10 protein-coding genes are annotated in these 21,325 nt (G+C 63.8%); all 10 read left to right on the top strand.

Features of this window, described 5'->3' with window-relative positions:
- The first annotated feature begins 23 nt into the window (after nucleotides 1-23).
- The gene (locus tag I1M21_RS08175) at nucleotides 24-3,176 is read left to right on the top strand and encodes a PD-(D/E)XK nuclease family protein (RefSeq protein WP_195193195.1); all 3,153 of its coding nucleotides are present in this window, start codon (nucleotides 24-26) and stop codon (nucleotides 3,174-3,176) included.
- 3 nt (nucleotides 3,177-3,179) lie between these two features.
- Nucleotides 3,180-6,851 (top strand): UvrD-helicase domain-containing protein, encoded by a 3,672-nt coding sequence (locus tag I1M21_RS08170; RefSeq protein ID WP_195193194.1) that lies wholly within the window; start codon nucleotides 3,180-3,182, stop codon nucleotides 6,849-6,851.
- 175 nt (nucleotides 6,852-7,026) lie between these two features.
- On the top strand, nucleotides 7,027-10,830 hold the full coding sequence (gene dnaE / locus I1M21_RS08165) for a DNA polymerase III subunit alpha (RefSeq protein WP_195193193.1): 3,804 nt from the start codon (nucleotides 7,027-7,029) through the stop codon (nucleotides 10,828-10,830).
- 164 nt (nucleotides 10,831-10,994) lie between these two features.
- Nucleotides 10,995-14,459 (top strand): DEAD/DEAH box helicase, encoded by a 3,465-nt coding sequence (locus I1M21_RS08160; RefSeq protein WP_195193192.1) that lies wholly within the window; start codon nucleotides 10,995-10,997, stop codon nucleotides 14,457-14,459.
- Nucleotides 14,460-14,624: 165 nt separating this feature from the next.
- Nucleotides 14,625-14,987: a desulfoferrodoxin family protein gene (locus tag I1M21_RS08155; RefSeq protein ID WP_055285739.1), complete on the top strand. Its 363-nt coding sequence runs from the start codon at nucleotides 14,625-14,627 to the stop codon at nucleotides 14,985-14,987.
- 117 nt (nucleotides 14,988-15,104) lie between these two features.
- Complete coding sequence (locus tag I1M21_RS08150; RefSeq protein WP_195193191.1) at nucleotides 15,105-17,090, top strand: NAD(+) synthetase; 1,986 nt, start codon at nucleotides 15,105-15,107, stop codon at nucleotides 17,088-17,090.
- Between the two features lie 137 nt (nucleotides 17,091-17,227).
- Entirely contained in the window at nucleotides 17,228-17,749 is a 522-nt protein-coding gene (gene ruvC / locus I1M21_RS08145; RefSeq protein WP_118405685.1) for a crossover junction endodeoxyribonuclease RuvC, read from the top strand.
- Nucleotides 17,749-18,369, top strand: coding sequence for a Holliday junction branch migration protein RuvA (gene ruvA, locus I1M21_RS08140; protein ID WP_055310211.1), 621 nt, complete (start codon nucleotides 17,749-17,751; stop codon nucleotides 18,367-18,369). The genes ruvC and ruvA overlap by 1 nt, the downstream gene beginning before the upstream one ends.
- Entirely contained in the window at nucleotides 18,369-19,436 is a 1,068-nt protein-coding gene (ruvB, locus tag I1M21_RS08135) for a Holliday junction branch migration DNA helicase RuvB (RefSeq protein WP_022095140.1), read from the top strand. The genes ruvA and ruvB overlap by 1 nt, the downstream gene beginning before the upstream one ends.
- A 144-nt stretch (nucleotides 19,437-19,580) precedes the next feature.
- Nucleotides 19,581-21,248, top strand: a complete 1,668-nt coding sequence (locus tag I1M21_RS08130; protein ID WP_195193190.1) for a formate--tetrahydrofolate ligase — start codon at nucleotides 19,581-19,583, stop codon at nucleotides 21,246-21,248.
- Nucleotides 21,249-21,325 lie beyond the last annotated feature (77 nt).

The following is a 21,325-nucleotide window of genomic DNA, read 5'->3' as shown; positions in this document are numbered from 1 at the left end:
GCGAACAGTTTGAGTGGAGGACCATGCCTGTTCGAATCTATACCACCAATGCGGGCGCGGACCTGAGCGATGCCGAGGCGGCAATTCTTGCCGACCTTGTTGCCCGCCATGGGCGCGCCGTATTGCTGGCGCCTACGTTTGCCGAGCTCGACCTGTGCCGCCACGATGCGGCGGTGGCCGGCGCCTCGCTGGGCGTTGATTACAAGACCCCCTCGTCGTGGCTCCGTTCGCTGTGGGAGCTGATGGGCGACGGCCGCAGCTTCGTCGACAACCTGCAGCGTCAGATGCTGTTCTCGGATATGGTTGTCCGTCGCGACGATGCCGACCTGCAGCCGCTTTCGCGCAGCCAGGGTACGGTGCGCATGCTCGCGCGCATGGCCCGTGATGTGCTGCCGGGTGTAGCGGGGACGGGTATTGAGCGCCGCTGCGACAGCGTTTGCCAGCCCAAGCCCAAAAGCGACGCCGAGGCTCGTGTGTTCGAGCTGCTGCGCGCCTACGCGAGCGGTTTGGACCGCCGAGATATGGTCGAACCCTGCGAGGCGGCCGACATGATGGCCGGTGCCTTAGCCGACAATCTGCCAACCTGCGTCCGCGCTGTGTTTGTGCGTGGCGTCACGTCGTTTGCGCACGGCCTGCTTGAGCTGCTGTCTGCCGTGGCGAATGGCGGGGGAGAGGTCGTCGTGCTGCTCGCCCGCGAACAGGCGGCAATGCGCGAGGAACTTGCTGCGGCCTTTGATGCCTGCGGCGTGCTGTTTGAGATTGCGCCGCTGGGGGAGGACACTGCTGCGTCTAAGACCGCCTCTAAGCCCGCCGCTCAGCCTGCCTTTATAGAGGTTGCCGGTCCTCATGCCCGCGCCTATGCCTATGCGAATGCTATTGATAAGTTGGTAAAGGCGCGCGAGGGTGCCGCACCGCGCGACGGCGCTGCGGCACCCGCCGATCCTGCGCGCGTGCTCGTGGTGTCCGCCCGGGCGCCCCAGTTGTTCGGCGAGCTTGCTGCCCGTTTGGCGGCGCGCCACATTGCGGCCGAGACGACCGAGTTCACGGCGTTTTCCCAATCCATCGCGGGCAGGCAGTTCACGGCACTTGCTAACCTGATCGAGCGCATGAAGGCCGCCGATGAGGGCAGCGCCTCCAAGACCGAGTGGTGGCCCGCCCCGGAGCTTACCGACTGGATCTACGGCCCGCTTTCGGGCGCCGATGCCGCCAGCGCGCGAACCTTCGATAAGAACATGCGCCTGTCGCGCAGCAAGACCACTGCGGGCGTCAAGAGTCTGCTGCAGAGCGTGCAGGGCCAGGTGAGGGGCGCGCGCAAGGCGGCCAGCGACCAGAACTGGTTTAAGAACGTGCCGTGCGTGGTCTCGGACGTGTTCCAGGCGCTATGGCGTGACAAGCCCGTGACGGCGCTCAAGGCCATGCTTGCCGTTGCCGAGGCGCTGCCCGATCGCGCGTTTGGCGGTCTCGACGGCCAGGCCCGTCGCCAGGCCGAGACTGCCCTGCTGCGCCATGCCATCGACATCCTTATGAACGACGCCCGCGCGCTCGACGTGTCGCAGGTCGCGACCGTGCCCGTGCTCGATGGCGTTCGCACCAGGGTGGACAAGCGTAGCACCGCCTACGATTGCGAGACCCACGAGGTTGACCGTGCGCCACGTGCTCAGGTTCGTTTTGCTTCGCTTGCCGACGCGGCGGCTCTGCGCCCCGGCAGCTACGATGCCGTGCTGTTTGCCGATGTCGATCTGGACAGCTATCCGCTCTCGCACGAGGAGGGACCGCTGGCTATGCTGACGGCGAGCCTTGGTCGCGAGGGCGTGACGCTTGAGCCTGCCGCCCTGCTGCGTGTGCGCTTTGGGCGTGCGATGCAGGCTGCGCGCGGCCCCGTTGTGCTTGCCCGCATGACCCACGATCGCCAGGCGCGTGAGTGCTATCCGGCGGCCGTGTGGACCGAGTTGCGGGCGCGCGCCAAGGCCACTGACGACGCCAAGGCCGCTGACGACGCCAAGGCCGCTGACGCCGACAAGGTCGCCGGCGCCGCCAAGGCGACGTGCGTGGGCGAGGGCGATATCGTAAGGGACTTCGACCCCGCCGCCGGCGAAGGGCTCGAGCGCAAACGGGTCGCATGCGAAGCCCCTCAGCATCTGAGCGCTGAGGCCGTGCCGTATCTGGTTTTGCGCCGCCGCGATGGTGAGGGCGAGGATGCGCCGCTCGTGCCGCGTTTAACGTCCGCCTCGCAGATCGAGGCCTATTCCACCTGTCCGCTGTGCTGGTTTGTGTCCTATCGCGTAAAACCCCAGTCTATCGATGCGGGCTTTGGCAACATGGAGAAGGGCAACTTTGTACACGACGTGTTGGAGCACCTGCATGCTCGCCTGCCGCAGGAAGGTATGGAGCGCGTGACGCCCATGAACCTGCCGCGCGCACAGGAGCTGCTGCGCGAGGTCTTCGACGAGACCCTGGCCGAGCACGCCGGCAAGCGCGGTACCGAGGGCCCGCTCGTGCCGCTCTCTCCGGTGGAGGAGCGCCAGGTGGCCGAGATCTTGCCGCAGCTGGAGGGCGTGCTCGCCTATGAGTCCGAGGCGCTTGCGCCCTTTGTCCCGCGCTACCTGGAATTTGCGTTTAACGAGCTTAAGGTCGAGTATGCAGGTTGGCCGCTCGGCGGGCGCATCGACCGCGTGGACGTGGATGCCGAGGACCGTGCCGTGGTGATCGACTACAAGCATCGTTCGGGCGTCGAGGAATATAAGCTCGCCGACCCCACGGTGTTCGACGAGAAGACGGGCGCGGTGCCCGCCGACGACCCGCGTTGGTTGCCGTCGCATACCCAGACGCTCATCTACGCGCAGGCCATGCGGCGGGCGCTGGACTTGAACACGCGCGCGGCGCTCTACTTTTCGACCAAGGGCGGCAAGCCGGCGCTGCGCGGCGCCGCGAGTGACGAGCTGCTCGAGGAGGAGCGCGGCGACGGTCGTATTCCGGGCCTTAAGAAGGGCTTCCCGGGCGAGGGCGGCAACATGGACTTCGATGCGCTGCTCGACCGCGTGGAGGCCGGAATTGCCGAGCGCCTGCGCGAGCTCGAGGCGGGCGTCGTGGCTGCCGTCGATCCGACGTCGGCTCAGGCCGCGCATGCGCGCTGCTCGTATAACCACGAAGGAACGTTTGTAAGGAGGGACGTGTAGACCATGGATCTTTCGACTTTGATGCCGCAACAGCTGCAAGTCGTCAAAACGCTCGACCGCCCGCTGTTTGTCTCGGCGGGCGCCGGTTCGGGCAAGACCTTCACCCTTACGCGCCGCATCGTCTACGCACTCTCGCCCGAATCCGGTCCGTTCGTTGAACATCTGGACCAGGTGCTCGCCATTACCTTTACCAAGGACGCCGCGGCCGAGATCCGCGACCGTGTGCGCCGTGCGCTTATCGAAGAGGGCATGGACGAGGAAGCCCTGACGGTTGACGACGCCTGGATTTCGACCATCCACGGCATGTGCTCGCGCATCCTGCGTGCGCATGCGCTGGAGCTGGGCATCGACCCCGAATTTACGGTGCTCACCGATACCGATGAGCTCATGGACCAGGCTGTCGAGCATGTGCTGGGCCGTGCGACGGCGCCCGATGCCGCCCCCGAGCTTGCCGCTTCGCTCAAAGCCCTCTATGCCTGGTATCCCATGGCGGGCGAGGGCGGTCCCTTTGGCGGCGGCACCACCATCAAGGGCTTGGTGCGCGACCTGCTGGAGTTGTCGAGCCAGCTGCCAGGCGGCATGGACGACGTGTGTGTGCTTCGCGGCTGCTCCGATACCTCGGCGCTTGCCGATGCCTATCGTGCGGCGCTCGGCGCGAGCAAGGCCGCGACCGAGAAGGCGCAGGTGGCACTCGAGGCCATCGACGCGTTCGAGGCGAGCGACAAGACCATGGCGGATGTGGCGCGGCTCATGATGTCGTGCGGCATGCCGCGCGCGAGCAAGATGTTCCCTAAGGAGAATGTCGAGCTGCTCAAGGCAGAGGCTGCCGACACGTTTGTCAACATTGTACTGGCTTGTGGCGACCCGGCGCTCGATGCGCTGACGGGGCTCGCCCGTGCCGTAGAGGCGGAGTATCGCGCGCTCAAGGCCGACCAGTCCGCGCTCGATAATAACGATCTGCTGCGCATGGCATACGAGGCACTGCGCGATTATCCCGCCATTCGAGCCGCCTACGAGGGCCGCTTTAAGATGGTCATGATCGATGAGTTCCAGGACACCGACCAGATGCAGGTCGATCTGATTCGCTACCTGACGGGTGCGGGCGAGCGTGCGCTGTGCACGGTGGGCGACGCGCAGCAGTCGATCTATCGCTTCCGTGGTGCCGAGGTCGAGGTCTTTCGCCGCCAGGAGCGCAAGGTGGGCGCTTTGGGCGCGGCGGTGGCTGCCGGAACTCCGGGCTCCGTTCTCGCTGCGTCCGGGGCTCCGGCTTCGTCCGGAGCGCCCGCCGGCGAGCTCGTTAAACTCGTGCGCAACTTTCGCAGCCACGATGAGGTCCTGCGCTACGTGGCGCGTGTCTTTGACGGCGATACCGGTGGCCTTATGCAGGGCTTTTTGGATCTTGAGCCGAGCGATAAGCGCGAAGACAAGCTCAGGGCAAAGGCTTCGCGCCGCCAGGCGCTGCTCGTTGCCGGCGGCAGCACGCAAGAGCGCACGTTGGCAAAAGCCCGCGCGATCGCGGAGCGGTTCCGTGCGCTTGCCGATAAAAAACAGCCTCAGGGCGATATGGTGTTGCTGCTGGGCCGCATGACCAATGCCGACGTCTACGCCCAAGCGTTCCGCGACCAGGGACTCGACTGCGTCATCGCGGGCGGCTCGGTCTTTGCGCAGGCTGCCGAGGTGCAGACGATTCGCGCCCTGGTGTGCACGCTTGCCAACCCGGCGGACACGGCGCAGGGCCTTATGCCCCTGCTGGCCTCGCCGATGTTTGCGCTCGGTGCCCAGGAGTTCTTGGCGCTGGCGACCAAGCTCGACGACCAGACGGGGGAGACCTCGCGCCGCAATATCGATGCGGGCATCATGAGCGATTGCGACGTGCCCGGCCTGCGGGATCTGCCGCTGCTGACGCGCGCCCGCGAGGTGCTGCGCTATGCGTTCCGTCGCGTGGGGCGCGATTCGTTTGCCGCTATCGCTCGCGATGTGGTCAACGCCTCGGGCTGGTTTGTGCGCCTGGCGCAGCGTGGCCCCGAGGGCAAGGCCATCGCCGCTAACGTGCTCAAGGCGCTCGATGCCGCGGCCGAGGCAGAGGCCGAGGTCGGCAACTCGCCGCGCTCCATTGCACTCGCCTTCGATCGCTTCCTGGCGGGCAAGGAGGCGCCGGGTGCGCTCAACGAGGAGGGCAATGGCGCGGTACGCATCATGACGGTGCATGCGTCCAAGGGTCTGGAATATCCGGTCGTGGCGGTTTCCGAGTGCTTTGGCGTACGTAAGTCGACCGGAGCTGCCCAGATGGGGCGTGTCGAGGGCGGCGCGCAGGTTGTGGCGCTGCCGGCACGCTTTGATGGCGTCAAGCTCGTCGACGGGACCTTCGTCAAGGGCGACGACGTCAAAAAGCAGTTTGAGCACGCATTTAAAGGCAAGGGCACGTCGCTGTGGCTTTCGCCGGAACTTATGGACGACGTCTGTGCGACGGGTTCTCCCGCCGAGGCATTTGTGCGCCTGCGCAACGATGACCTGCAGCTCTCGCTCGAGGAGCGGGCCCGCTTGCTCTACGTCGCCATGACGCGTGCGCGCGAGCTCGTGATTCTGGCGATGGACGTCGCCGTGAGCCGCGGTAAGGTGCCGGCGCCGTCTTTCGACGTCGAATCCGACCTGACCTATGACGTGCTGCACCGCATTTTGCCTGGCCGGGGCCTGGGTATGCCGCAGCTCGATGCCGACCACTTGGTGTTCGACAATTCCCAGCCGGGCGACTACGAGCTTATTTCGCTGGCAAACTTTACCTTTGGCGAGCAGACGTTTGAGGCTAACGCTTCGCTGGATGCCGAGGGCAGGCTTGTCCGCGGTGATACGGACGCGGAGGTTGTTGATGCTGGTACTCGCGCAGCCGCGCCCGGTCCTGCCGACCCCGAGCCCGATGCGTTTGAGCTTGTGTATCCCCAGGCCGTGGGCGTGCGTATGGGTACCTGCCCGTATCCGGCGCGCGATTCGTACAGTTATTCGTCGATTGCCGCGGCGCTGCATGCCGAGGCCGAGGACCATGCGGCCGAGGCCCGCGTGCCCATGGACGAGGCCGGCGATGATGCGGAGTCGGATGGCTCCGAGATGACGGATGCGGATGTGGCCACCGTTGAGCCTGTCGGCAATCCCGTGGCGCTGGGTTCGGCGTTCCATGCCGCCTGCCAGTGGCTGATCGAGATGGGCGCCGACGAACTGCCTGCCGAGCGCGCCGATGCGCTGACGCGCCTGTGGCACCTGACGCCGGATCAGCGCGAGCGTTTTGACGTTGCCCTGAATCGCTGGCTCAAGTCGGCAGTCCGTGCCGACCTGCTCGCGTGGCCGTGCGTTCGCGCCGAAGTGCCGTTCTTCTCGCTGGGTTGCGAGGACGAGGACATCGCTCGCTACGGTGCGTATGCCGAAGGCGCCATCGATGCCTTGGCAACGAATCCGGCAGATCCGTCGCGCGCGCTGGTCATCGACTACAAGACGGGTGGCACGCCGGACGAGACGCCGGATCAGCTGCTGGAGAAGCATGCCCTGCAGGCGCGCGTCTATTCGGACGTTCTGCACAAGGCGGGTTTTGAGACGGTAACGGTCAAGTTCGTCCGCGTGGAGCAGCCAGACCCGACCCTCTTCGTCGAACCCGCCGAGCCTCAGGCAGTCACCTACAACCTCTAGCCCTCAATAACTTGCGGTGGAATACGGACTGTTTTGGCCAGAAAAGCCGCCAATCAGTCCGTATTTCACCGCAACTGCAGTAGGAGCCGTGTGGGTTTGGCTAGGTTCGGGTGCCGTCCGCGCCGTGCGGTAAAATCGTTCAGTCAGAACACGAACCCGCATCGGAGCTCATCACATGGCATTCGTCCATCTGCACAATCACACTGTTTTCTCCATGCTCGACGGCGCAACCCGTATCCAGGATATGGTCAACCGTGCCGTTGAGCTGGGCATGCCCGCCGTGGCCATTACCGACCACGGCTACATGTACGGCGTGCCCGACCTGGCGCTGGCCTGCGACGCCGTCAACCACAACACGCCCGAGTACAAGACGTGGAGCCACGACAAAGCCTTCTTGGAAAAGGACCGCCGCGACGAGCTGGTGGAGCCCAATCCCGAGGCAAACCCGCGCGAGCATGCCCAGTACGTCAAGGACATGGCCATGTGGGACGAGAAGGGCAACATCGACGAGCTCAAGCCGCCGCTGGTCATCAAGCCCATCTTTGGCTGCGAGGTCTACTTTACGCCGGACGAGACCCTTGCCCGCGACCACAAGCCCGAGCTCTACCACATGATCCTTCTGGCCAAGGACCAGGAGGGCTACGTCAACCTGATGCAGACGGTCTCCGAGGCCGCCGTGCAGGGCTTTTATTACAAGCCGCGCGTGACGCTCGACAACCTGCGCCGCCACGCCAAGGGCATGATCTGCACCAGCGCCTGCATCGCGGGCATCATTCCCAAGTACATCGACCGCGGTGACATGGAGGGCGCCATCAAGTGGGCCGAGACCTTCCGCGACACCTTCGAGCCCGGCGACTTCTACATCGAGATCCAGGAACACGGCATCACCACCGACAACGGCCTGACCGACGAGCAGATGGACCGCACGCTCATCGATATCGCCAAGCAGGTGGGGGTCAAGGTCATCGCCACAAACGACTTCCACTACCTGCGCCGCGAGGACGCGCCCGTGCAGGACGTCATCATGTGTATCGGCATGAACGCCAAGGTCGACGACCCCAACCGCATGCGCATGACCGGCTCGGAGTTTTACATGAAGACCGAGGAGGAGATGCGGGCGATGTTCCCGTATTGCCCCGAGGCCTGCGACAACACGCTCGAGATCGCCGACAAGTGCTACGTGGAGCTGGACTGGGACTCCATCATCCTGCCGCGCTTCCCGTTGCTCGATCCGGGCGAGACGCACGAGAGCCAGTTCCGCCGCGAGTGCGAGAAGGGCCTGCGCCAGCACTACGGTGACGACTGGGCCACGCGCGAGATCGGTGGCGTCAACATCAAAGAGCGCTTTGAGTACGAATACAAGGTCATCTGCGACAAAGGCTTTGCCGCCTACTTTTTGATCGTCGCCGAGTACGTGCAATGGGCCAAGGACAACGGCATCGGCGTCGGCCCCGGCCGTGGCTCGGCCGCCGGCGCTATCGTCGCCTACGCCATGAACATCACCGCGTTCGACCCGCTCGAGAACGGCCTGATGTTCGAGAGGTTCCTGTCCCCGCAGCGTACCGAGATGCCCGATATCGATATGGACTTCGACGATGAGCGGCGCCTCGAGGTCGTGGAGCACGTTCGCCAGCTCTATGGCCCCGAGAAAGTCACCCACGTCATCACCTACTCGACCATTAAGGCCAAGCAGGCCATCAACGACGCCGCGCGCGTCCTGGACTACCCGGTCTACATGGGCCAGCGCCTGTCCAAGATGGTCTCGAGCGACCCCAAGGTCAAGCTCAAGCAGGTGCTCGACAAGCAACCTGGCAAAGAGGATCTGTTTAACCCCGATTTTGCCGAGGCATATAAAAAGGACGACGACGCCCGCCGCATCATCGACACGGCGCTCTCGATCGAGGGCCTCACCCGTGGCGAAGGCGTGCACGCGTGCGCCGTTCTGATCTGCCGTGACCCCGTCAACGAGCACGTGCCCACCAAGCTCGACACTAAGGGCGGCGTCGAGATTACTCAGTACGAGGGCCATACCGTTGCCGACATGGGCCTGCTCAAGATGGACTTCTTGGGCCTGCGTACGCTGACGGTTATCTCCAAGGCCAAGGCAAACATCAAAAAGAACTTCGGCATCGACATCAAAGAGGAAGAGATTCCCTTTGACGATCCCGAGATCTTTAAGCTCATGGGCTCCGGCCACACCGCCGGCGTCTTCCAGGTCGAGTCCGCTGGCATGACGGCCACGATCAAGAACATGAAGCCCACCGAGTACAAGCACGTCGTAGCATTGATCGCCCTGTACCGCCCGGGCCCGCTGGGCGCCGGCATGGTTTCGTCCTACATCAACCGTATGAACGGCAAGGAGCCGGCCGTCTCCTACGACGACCGCCTGGACGACATTCTGGGCGAAACCTACGGCACCATGGTCTACCAGGAGCAGGTTATGCTCATCTCCGTCGAGATGTGCGGCTTCTCCAAGGGCGAATCGGACTCGCGCATCCGTAAGCCCGTGGCAAAAAAGAAGATCAAGCTGCTCACGTCGACGGTGCTGCACTGGGAGGATGGCTCGGACGAGACCACCTACGACCACTGGATGAACGGCGCCCTCAAGAACAACTACACGCGCGAGGTCGCCCAGAAGATTTGGGACGATGTTCTTGAGTTCGCCTCCTACGCCTTTAACAAGTCGCACTCTGCCGGCTACGCCATCCTGGTTATGCAGACGGCGTGGCTCAAGGCGCATTACCCGCACGAGTACATGGCGGCCGTTCTGACGTCCTATACGGGCAAGACCGACAAGATCGTTCACTACGTCTCGGCGTGCCGTCACGACGGCATTCCCGTGCTGTCGCCAGACGTCAACGAGTCCGGCACCGAGTTCACGGCTACCAAGGAAGGCGTGCGCTTTGGTCTGGCCGGCATTCGCGGCGTGGGTACCGGCGTGGCGCAGGCCATTATCGCCGAGCGCGAGGCGGGCGGTCCGTTTAAGACGCTGCACGACTTTGTCGAGCGCGTGGACTCCAGCCAGGCAAACCGCCGCGTGATTGAGTCGCTTATCAAGGCAGGCGCCTTTGACTCCACGGGCTATCCGCGTCGCCAGATGATGCGCTTTGTGGACAAGAACAACCCCGAGAACATCATCGATGCCGCGGTGAAGCGCCAGAAGGACCGTGCGAGCGGCCAGACGTCGTTCTTTGACATGTTTGGCGATGTTGAGGGCTCGGGCTTTGAGGTGAGTGTGCCCGATCCAGATGGCCAGGAGGGGGACCGCCACCTTAAACTGAGCCAGGAGAAGGAGGTTCTGGGCATCTATGTCTCGGACCACCCGCTGCGCCCGTTTGAGTATGCGCTCAGCAAAGCGCGCGACTTCTCGTTCTCGCAGATCGACACCGGCTACGAAGTTCAGAACCCCACGGGCGGCACCATCAACCAGGAGATTCCCGAGGGCAAGGCTCTGTGGTGGGCCGGTATGGTCTCGAGCGTATCCAAGCGCGTGACCAAAAACGGCGACCCCATGGGCATCGTGCAGCTCGAGGACATGGAAGGCGAGGCCACGGTCGTCGTGTTCCCCAAGACCTACAAGGAGGCCGAGGGGTATCTGTACGGCGAGGTCGATCCCGAGACCGGCGCGCAGCTGTCCGACGCCTTTGTGCGCATTAAGGGCAAGCTCGAGCGCTCGGACCGCGGCGACCAGATCATCGCGCAGGAAATCGTGCCGCTGGAGCTCAACGAAGAGAACAACAAGCCCAAGGTGTTTGAGGTCATGGTGCCCAACAGTCGCTTTAGCCAGGGCAACATGGCGCGCCTGGCCACGGTGCTCACCACCAACCCGGGTGGCGACCGCGTGGAGATCTTTATCGAGCAGGTGGACGGGCGCGTGCTGCGCGCTGAGGTGCCGGCCAAGGTCAACGCGCGCTCGATTCCGCTACTGGCCGAGGCCAAGGCCATTGTGGGTAACCAAGGCCGCGTGACGGTGATCTAGGGACGGCGTTGCTGAGGGGTAGCTAATTTGGGACGGGGCTATTTTAGCTACCCTTTGACTGACAGTGAATTGGCTGGGATCAGAGTAAATCTCGGCCGATATATGGGGGTAGCTAAAATAGCCCCGTCCCAAATTAGCTACCCTGGGTGCGATTGGAGGAAGTGATGGCGCAGGGGACGTTTGTGCAGGCGCTTCGCAAAGAGGCGGCGCTGAGCGGCACCTTTATGAAGGGCCGCTCGCTCATGCTCAACGGCGCCGTGCTGTCGATCGAGGACAGCGGCTCGCGCTTCTCCAAAAACGTGACGGTTGAGGGCTCGGTGCGCGGTTCGCGCGGCGACCTGTACAAGACGCACGTGGCGCTCGACATGGACGAGCACGAGGTGATCGACTACGATTGCGATTGCCCCGCCGCCTATCGTTACCCCGGTATGTGCAAGCACGCCATCGCCACAGCGCTGGCATACCTGGACGCCAGCGGCATTGAGCCTGTTGAGGGGCTGCGCACGCCGGTTCGCACGTTTACGGCGCAGCCGAAACAGCCCGCGCGCACCGCGCCCAAAGCGCCGGCCGTCAACCCCAATTTTCCCTTTCCGGCGCCCGTCCCCACGAGTCCCAGCCTCATGGCGGCGCTCTCCGATCTTTCGGACGCGCGCATGGATGAGCTGGCGAGCATACGCCGCAAGCTCGCCGGCAGTGTGGATCCCGATGCCCCCAAGGCGGTGTTGGAGCCCTCGCTGGTGCCGTACTACAATCCGCTGTTCGCCGACCGCTTTAGCTGGGCGCTCGAGCTTCGCATTCGCTGTGGATCGGTCTCCTACGTGGTCAAGGATATCGACGGCATGGTCGACGCCTATGTCCGAGGCGGCACCTTCTCGTACGGCAAGAAGCTCACGTTTGTCCATACGCCTGAAGCCTTCGAAGACGTGTCGACAAAGCTGCTCAACCTTGTTGTGACGACAGTTGCCTATCTCGATGACATCACAAGCTCGCATTCGGCGTCGTACGACTTTGTCCGCAGCGGTTTTGTCGCCGAGCGTCAGTTGCCGCTGTCCGAGCATAGCATCGTATATGTGCTGGACCTGCTGCGCGGCCAGACCATCTCCTTTGAGCCCGCTTGGTCGCGGGGGACGACGACGCATCGCACCTATGACGTGGCGGTTGAGATGCCTCCGGAAGGGGAGGACGAGGCTCTGTCTAAGCGCCCACCGCTCCTTGCCGCCAAAATCGCGCCGGCGGCTGGTGGCAGCTACGATCTGCGCCTGCCGGCCGATGCATACTGCTTTGCTTCGGGCGACGTTGCCTATCTGGTCGACACCCGCCGTGCGCGCCGCGCCGATGTGGCGTTTGCCCAGCATGCGGCGCCGTTTCTATCGCGTTTGCTGCCCTGTCGCACGCCGGTCCATATCGCTGCCGACCAGGTGGGGGAGTTCTGTCGTATGGCGCTGCCCATTTTGCGCGACTACACCGACCTCACCGCGCCCGCTGCGCTCGATACCGTGGCGCCCGAGCCGAGCTTTGCCATGGCGATCGGCGTCGACGATGGGCTCGTGACCTGCAAAGTTACGGTTACCTACGGCGACTGGTCGGCAGATCTCTTTAGCCTGGGCGCTCCGGGCAGCCCCTTCGAAGAGCAGCGCCCGGGCGTGCCGCCGCGCGATACGGTGGCGGAGTTTCGCGTTATGGACACGGCGGCCCTGTACTTCGATTTCTACGAGGGCGGCCTGGCGTTTGAGGAACGCGATGACGCCCGCTTGTTCTGCCTGCTGACCGAGGGCCTGTCCGTCCTGTCCGAGCTCGGCGAGGTCATGCTCAGCGACCGCCTGCGCCAGATTTCAGTACGTCCTGCGCCCAAGCTCTCGGTGCGCGCGACCGTCAAGAGCAACCTGCTCGACGTCGAGCTGGGCGCGAGTGGGCTTTCGGCCGCAGACCTTGCCATCTATCTGGACTCGTACAAGCGTCACCAGACGTTTGCGCGCCTGACCTCGGGCGACATTGTGCGCCTGGACGAGGGCGCTCGCGCCGCGTTTGGCCTTGCCGAGGACCTGGGTGTCGATGCCGTCGACCTGCTCGACGGCGTGTCGCTTCCCGCGTCGAGCACCCTGTTTGTCGACAGTATGCTCGCGCGCACGCCCGCGCTCGAGGCCGATCGCGATGCCGCGTTCCGTCGCACCGTCGAGCGTCTGGACACGCTCGGCAAGATGGACTTTACGGTGCCGGCTTCGCTCAAGGCCACGCTTCGTGGCTATCAGGTCGATGGCTACCAGTGGCTCGGCTCGCTCGAGCACCTGGGCCTTGGCGGTATTTTGGCCGACGATATGGGCCTGGGCAAAACGCTGCAGATGATTGCACATATCCTGGCGCGCGTGGAGGCGGGGGATACCAAGCCCACGCTCGTGGTGTGCCCCGCGTCGCTCGTGTACAACTGGACTGCCGAGCTGGAGCGCTTTGCGCCTTCGCTCGACGTGTGCGCCGTCGTGGGCGCCAAGGCTCAACGCCGCGTGCAGATCGCCGGCGTGGCCGAGCATAACGTGGTCGTGACGTCGTATGACCTTATGCGGCGCGATATCGACGAGTACGTCGAGCAGGACTTTGCCCGTGTGGTACTCGACGAGGCCCAGTACATTAAAAACCCGCTCACCCAGGTGGCGCGCGCCGCCAAGCGCCTACCGGCCGGCGTGCGCTTTGCCCTGACGGGCACGCCCATCGAAAACCGCCTGTCCGAGCTCTGGAGCATCTTCGACTATTTGATGCCGGGCCTTTTGGGCACGCGCGAGTCGTTTGCCAAGCGTTTTGAGAGTCCGGTCGAGCACGCCGAGGGCGACAGCGCCGCTCGCCTGCAGGCGCTCGTGTCGCCGTTTGTGCTGCGTCGTGTTAAGGAAGACGTGGTGGCCGACCTGCCCGAGAAGATCGAGGACACGGTTATGGCACAGCTCACCGGCGAGCAGCGCAAGCTCTACCTGGCCAATCAGGACCGCATCGCCCAGCAGGTACAGCATCGCGAGGCCAATGAGTTTAAGAAGGACAAGCTCAAGGTGCTCGCCGAGCTCACCAAGCTGCGCCAGATCTGCTGCGACCCGCATCTGCACTACGAGGACTACAAGGCCGGGAGCGCCAAGCTCGACGCTTGCATGGAGCTCGTGCATGGCGCGCTCGACGGCGGGCACCACATTCTGCTGTTCAGCCAGTTCACGGGCATGCTCGATATCATCGGCAAGCGCTTGGCCAAGGAGGATATCGCCTTCCTTAAGCTCACGGGCGCATCGTCTAAAGAGAGCCGCGCCAAGATGGTCGCACAGTTCCAGGCGGGCGAGGTGCCGGTCTTTTTGATTTCGCTCAAGGCGGGCGGCGTGGGCCTTAACCTGACGGCGGCCGACGTGGTCATCCACTACGACCCGTGGTGGAACGTGGCGGCGCAGGACCAAGCGACTGACCGCGCGCATCGTATTGGCCAGCAACATACCGTGACCGTGTACAAGCTCATCGCCAAGGACACGATCGAGGAGCGCATTATGCAGATGCAGGAGTCCAAGCGCGATCTGGTCAACAGCGTGCTCGGCGGCGACGGCATCTCGTCGGCACTGTTCACGCGCGAGGATGTTCTGGCACTGCTCGGCGGTGACGGTCGCTAGCCGCGCGCGGGGTGGGACTGCTGGAGCGGGCAGGACGGTCGACGCATTTTGGCCCGACCGCTTGCCTGATTCGTTATGTGTTCATTTGCAATGCCGTGGATGGTTTGTCTGCCTTTGGGCATAAGAACCATCAAGAACATTGGCACATCAGCAAAGGAGAACATCATGGCGAAATTCTTTAAGGACCCCGACGGCAAGCTCATCGCTGCCCTTGGCGACGACGTTGCAACCCCCGCCGGCTGCACGGAACTGACCGCAAACACTGAGGACGCGGCGCACGAGAAGCACGTGCCTGTTGTCGAGACCGAGCGCGACGGTCACGTGATTCGCGCACGCGTTGGCTCGGTCGAGCACCCCAGCCTGCCCGAGCACTACATTGAGTGGATCGCCCTTGAGGCTGAGGGCCGCTTAGAGGTCCATTACCTTGAGCCCGGCATGAAGCCCGCGACGTTTTTCGCGGGCGGTTCCAAGACCGGTACCGTCTATGCCTACTGCAACCTGCACGGGCTGTGGTCCGCGACATTCTAGGAGTGCGCCCCCGCTCGGGGTATCATAGCTAGCATATGCACATGCAAGCGCCGACTGCATTATGCGGCCGGCGCTTTTACTACGATTTCGATGGTTTACGACGGAAAGGGCTGAGCCATGAAGCTCGCGCTTGCACAGATCGATATGCGCCTGGGTGATATTGAGGGCATTTGCGGCCGCATTGAGGACCAGGCTCGTCTGGCCCACGAGCGCGGGGCGCGCGTGCTGTGCGTTCCGGCTCCGCTCTTTATGGGCGCCATGCCCGGTGGCCTGGTGGGCGCTGCCGACTTTGAGCACGACATGCTTGCCGGCTTGACTGGTGTCGCCGAGCGTATCCAGGAGCTTGACATGATCTGCATCGTGCCCGCGGCGGTTTCGTTTGAGGGCCAGCCGCTGCTCGACTACATGATGCTCAAGGACGGTCATGTGGTGCCGGCGCGTTCGAGCATTGCCCTGCAGCGTGGCGAGAACAGCGACACGCGTTGGGCGCCGCCGGTGTTCGACGTGGACGGCGTGCGCATCGCCGTGATTTTTGACTTGGACCGCGAACTCGAGATGTTGCCGACCGGTGTTGACCTCATTTCGTATTTCCAATTCAACGCGTTTGACATGACCGACCGCGAGACTGCCGCCATTGCCGCCGTTCGCAGCGGAGCCTACCGCAAGATCGCATCCAAGCGCAGCGTGTGGTTTGCCTGCATGGCGCCGGTCGGTGCCTATGACGAGTCGGTGTATACCGGCGGTTCGTTTGTGCTCGACGACTGCGGTCGCGTGGTGGCCCAGGCGCCGTGTTTTGAGGAGAGCCTGCTGGTCCAGGAGATTCAGCGCGGCGTGATGCTTGATGCCCTGGAAGATCACGAACTGCCCGAGTTCCGTTCCGAGGAGTGGCTGTGGCAGGCGCTGGTGCTCGCCGTGCGCGACAACGCCCGAGCCCACGGTGCGTCGCGTGCTGTTGTGGCACTCGAGGGCGACTTGCCGTCGTCTTTGCTGGCGGCGCTGGCCGTCGACGCTCTGGGCCCGCGTAATGTGATTGGCCTGGTGCTGGGGCGCAACCGTATCTTTACGCCGGCGCAGGAAGAGGCCGAGGCTGCCCGCTGTGCCGCCGTCCGCGCCATCGCCGAGCGTTTGCACATTCGCACCGTCGAGCGCGATGCACCGGATGCGGCGCGTGTGCTCGATCGCGACGTGTCGGCGGGCGATGCCGAGCGTCTGCGCTCGCGCACGTTGGGCCTCATGCTGGAGGACACGGCGCTCGAGCTGGGTGCGATGGCGCTGAGCCCGCTGTCCAAAACCGAGTACGCGCTGGCGGCGCCGGCGCTTTGCGGCGGCTATCAGGGCGATTATGCGCCTTTTGGCGATGTGTACCTGTCGACGCTTGAGTTTGTGGCGCGTGTGCGCAACCGCACGTCTTCCGTGGTGCCCCAAGAGCTCGTGACGCTCAACGCGGTGGAGGATTGCATGGAGCGTGTGCTGGCGCAGGCGCTCTCGACGCTCGACGGCCCGGTCGATATGCTCGACCGCGCGGCACAGCTGCTCGGCGGGCTTGAGCCGGGTGAGGTCGATGGCGCGCTCGAGGCGCACGTGGACCGCAACCGTCCCTTCGACGATATCCCGATGGCCGCTGGCAAGCCTGAGGCCTGCTCGCTGCTGCTGATGCTTGTGCGCCAGGGTGAGGCTGCTCGTCGCATGCTGCCGACGGCGCCGATCGTCTCGGCCCGTTCGTTTGTCGAGCGCGCCTGGCCGTACATGCTCGCGTGGTCCGACCTGGGGCTTAACGGCAAGGAGCGTATGACGGTCGATTCTCTGGCGCGCGCCGAGGTGCGCCGTTTTGCTGACGAGGATACGAGCGAGCGCGTGCGAAACGAGATGATGGGCGTGCTGGGCGAGCTACTGGGTATTTCGCCCGAGCAAATGGAGGAGCTGCGCTCTGAGGACGGTCAGCGTCGTTTGCACGAGGGAATGAAAAAGTTCGAGGGCGAGGTTCAGGACGCCATCGATAAGATGATGGGCGGTCAGGGCGGCTCGCAAGGTAGTCCCCAGGGTGGCCCGATGCCGCATCCGCCAGTAGATCCGAGGCAGTTTCCCTTTTTCTCGCAGAATTAAGCTGGGGACGGGATTTGCTCCCAACGCCGACACTTCAACTAAGTATCTTGGCCCCGTTGTGTTATTCTAGAACAGATGTTCGTGAATGATGCGCGGGGCCTTGTCTTGCGCTGTGCTTGTGGCGAGGGGAGGTCGGCTTGGTTATCTTGGGCATTGACCCCGGTTTGGCTCATACGGGTTGGGGGATTATCGAGGAGCGGCGTGGCGAGGTTCGCTGCCGTGCCTACGGTTGCATCGAGACCAGCGCGGGCAGCCCGCTCGCGGTGCGCCTGTCGCATATCGCCCGTGACCTTAAGGATGTCGTCGAGCGTTATCGACCCGACACAGCTGCTGTCGAGAGCATCTACTTTGGCGCCAACGTTCGTTCGGCCATCCCCACGGCGCATGCCCGCGGTGCTGCGCTTGTGGCGCTGTCGGAGTGCGCGCTCGAGATTGGCGAGTACACGCCCATGCAGATCAAACAGGCTGTGGTGGGCACCGGCGCCGCGGACAAGCGACAGGTCGCCTACATGGTACGCACGCTCACGCAGCTCGACCACGACCCGCATCCCGACCATGCCGCCGATGCCCTGGCCTGCGCCATCTGCCACGTAAACCTCAGCCGCACCCGCGCCCTCACCGGTGGCGAGTTCTATCAACAGAGAGGAACCGGATACTGATGATTTCCCAGCTCCACGGAACGCTTGTCGAGGCCACGATGAGCTCTGCCGTCGTCGATGTGTCGGGCGTTGGCTTTGAGCTCGGCATTTCGGGCAGCACTGCGGCCACGTTGCCGACGCCCGGTGGCGAGGTCCGCCTCTACACGCGTATGCAGGTGCGCGAGGACGCCATGACACTTTTCGGGTTTTCCTCAAAGGATGAGCGCACGATGTTCGATCGGCTCGTGTCTGTCTCGGGCGTTGGTCCGCGCTTGGCGCTCGCCGTGCTTTCCACCTATACCGTGGGGCAATTGTATTCGCTGGTGATGGCCGAGGACGACAAGGGCATGGCCAAGGTGCCCGGTGTGGGCAAAAAGACAGCTCAGCGTCTGATCCTGGAGCTCAAGAGCACCTTTGCCAAGGACAAGGGCTTTGTGCCGGTCGACGTGATTCCCGGCCAGGTTGCGATGCCCGTGCCCGCTGCCGCTCCCTCGGCCATCGATGACGCCCGTGCGGCGCTCCTTTCCATGGGCTTTAGCCCGCAGGAGACCGATGTTGCCCTGAGCGGGTATGATGGGCAGAATATGCGTGTCGAGGATCTGCTCGGTGCGGCGCTTAAGCGACTCGGAATGGATGCGTGATGTGGGAAGCCGATGACTCTCAGGACCTGTGGGCGACGCCCGGCAACTCGCCGGCGGCATCCATGGCGCACGGCGAGCGCATGGTGGGCTCGGAGCTGACGGCCGAGGACCTCGATGTCGACCGCACTTTGCGCCCCCAGCGCCTGGACGACTACTGTGGCCAGGAGCACATCAAGCAGAGCCTGCGCGTGTTGATCGAAGCGGCACAGAGCCGTGGCGAGACGCTCGACCACGTGATCTTCTCGGGTCCTCCGGGTCTGGGCAAGACCACGCTGGCCACCGTTATCGCCAACGAGTTGGGCGCTCAGATCAAGACCACGAGTGGCCCTGCCATCGCGCGCACGGGCGACCTGGCGGCCATCCTTACTAACTTGCAGCCGGGTGATGTGCTGTTTATCGACGAGATCCACCGCCTCAACCGTTCGGTCGAGGAGGTCCTGTACCCCGCGATGGAGGACTTTGCCCTCGATATCGTGATTGGCAAGGGTCCGGCGGCGCGCTCGATTCGCCTGGATATTCCCAAGTTTACGTTGGTAGCGGCAACGACCCGCTCAGGCATGTTGACAGGCCCGTTGCGCGACCGCTTTGGCATTTCATATCGCCTGGATTACTACACGGTCGAGGAGCTCGCGCAGATTGTGACGCGCTCGGCGACTATCCTGGGCGTGACGATCGACCACCCCAGTGCACTCGAGATCGGCTCGCGTTCGCGCGGCACGCCACGTCTTGCCAACCGCCTGCTCAAGCGCGTGCGCGACTATGCGCAGGTGCGCGGCAACGGTCCCATTGAGCTCGATATCTGCCGTCAGGCACTCGAGTTCTTCGAGATCGACGAGCTCGGTCTGGACTGGATGGATATTCGCATTTTGGAGACGCTCGCCAAGACGTTCTCCGGTCGTGCCGTGGGACTTACGACCCTTGCCAGCGCGGTGGGCGAGGACCCGGGCACGCTCGAGGATGTCTATGAGCCCTATTTGCTGCAATGCGGGTTGATGATTCGTACGCCGCAGGGCCGTCAGGCAACCCTTCGCACCTTTGAGCACCTGGGGATTGAACCTACCGTTTAGGGCGCTTTGTTTTGGCGGGCTGTTGGGCTATCGCTGGGCATCGGGTAAACATATCGCCGTTCATCGGTTATGGGCGTTTTACTATTGCGCGCCCGTGCTATGCTGAATTGGTCTTTTTCTCATTCGGTAACGAAAGGACCGCCCATGCCTACTGACATCGAAATCGCACGTTCCGTCACGCCGCTGCCCATTACCGAGGTGGCTAAGAACGTCGGCGTCGACGTAAAGCACCTGATTCCGTACGGCTTCGACAAGGCTAAGGTTGACTATTCACTGCTCAACGAGCCGACCGATCACCAGGCCAAGCTCGTCCTCGTGACCGCTATCAACCCAACGCCTGCGGGCGAGGGCAAGACCACCACGACCATCGGTCTGGCCGATGGCCTGCGTCGTCGCGGCGTCAAGAGTGCCGTGGCCCTGCGCGAGCCTTCGCTCGGCCCCGTCTTTGGCGTTAAGGGCGGTGCTGCCGGCGGCGGCTGGGCTCAGGTCATCCCCATGGAGGATATCAACTTGCACTTTACCGGCGACTTTCACGCTATCGGTGCCGCCAATAACCTGCTGGCCGCCATGCTCGACAACCATATTCAGCAGGGCAACAAGCTCGGTATCGATGTTAAGCGCATCACTTGGAAGCGCGTCGTCGATATGAACGACCGTCAGCTGCGCCACGTCATCGACGGCATTGGCGGTAAGGCTCAGGGCGTGCCGCGCGAGGACGGCTTCGATATCACCGTCGCCTCCGAGGTCATGGCAATCCTGTGCCTGTCTACGAGCACCAGCGACCTTAAGGAGCGCCTGGGCGAGATCGTCGTCGGCTACAGCTTTGCCGGCGAGCCCGTCCGCGCCCGTGACCTCAAGGCCCAGGGCGCCATGGCGGCCCTCCTCAAGGACGCGCTCAAGCCCAACCTGGTTCAGACGCTCGAGGGCACGCCTGCGTTTGTCCACGGCGGCCCCTTCGCCAATATCGCCCACGGCTGCAACTCCATCATGGCCACGCGTATGGCCATGCGCTTTGGCGATGTCGCCATTACCGAGGCCGGCTTCGGTGCCGATCTGGGTGCCGAGAAGTTCCTCGATATCAAGTGCCGCATGACGGGCGTTCGCCCCAGTGCTGTCGTGGTCGTTGCCACTGCCCGCGCGCTTAAGTACAACGGCGGTGTCGCCAAGGCCGACCTCAACGAGGAGAACCTCGAGGCCCTCAAGGCCGGCATGCCCAACCTGCTGCGTCACGTCGACAACATCCAGAACGTTTATGGTCTGCCCTGCGTGGTCGCCATCAACCGCTTCCCGACAGACACCGAGGCCGAGCTTGCACTCATCGAGTCCGAGTGCCAGAAGCTCGGCGTCAACGTTAAGCTGTCCGAGGTCTGGGCCAAGGGCGGCGAGGGCGCACTCGAGCTGGCCGATGAGGTCATGCGTCTGATCGAGCAGCCGAGCGAGCTCAAGTTTGCCTACGAGGACGGCGCCGATGTGGCCGACGCCCTTGAGGCCGTTGCCACCAAGGTCTACCGCGCCGATGGCGTCGACTTTACGCCGGCTGCCAAGCGCCAGCTTGCCGAACTGCGTGAGAACGGCTTTGGCAACCTGCCGGTATGCGTGGCCAAGACCCAGTACAGCTTTAGCGACAACGCCAAGGTCCTCGGTGCTCCCGAGAACTTCCGCATCACGGTGCGCGAGCTCAAGGTTTCCGCCGGCGCCCACTTTGTGGTCGCACTGACCGGTAGCGTTCTGACTATGCCGGGCCTGCCCAAGGTTCCCGCGGCCGAGAACATCGACGTCGACAACGACGGCAACATCACCGGTCTGTTCTAAGCCTGCTGCCCATAGCCGCCTGCCCGCCCCGCCGCGCTCTGCAGCACGGCGGGGCTTTTTATTCCGAGGACCGCGCA

This window comes from Collinsella aerofaciens (genome assembly GCF_015546965.1).
Taxonomy (GTDB): domain Bacteria; phylum Actinomycetota; class Coriobacteriia; order Coriobacteriales; family Coriobacteriaceae; genus Collinsella; species Collinsella aerofaciens_X.
This window is presented reverse-complemented; position numbering and strand designations above follow the sequence as displayed.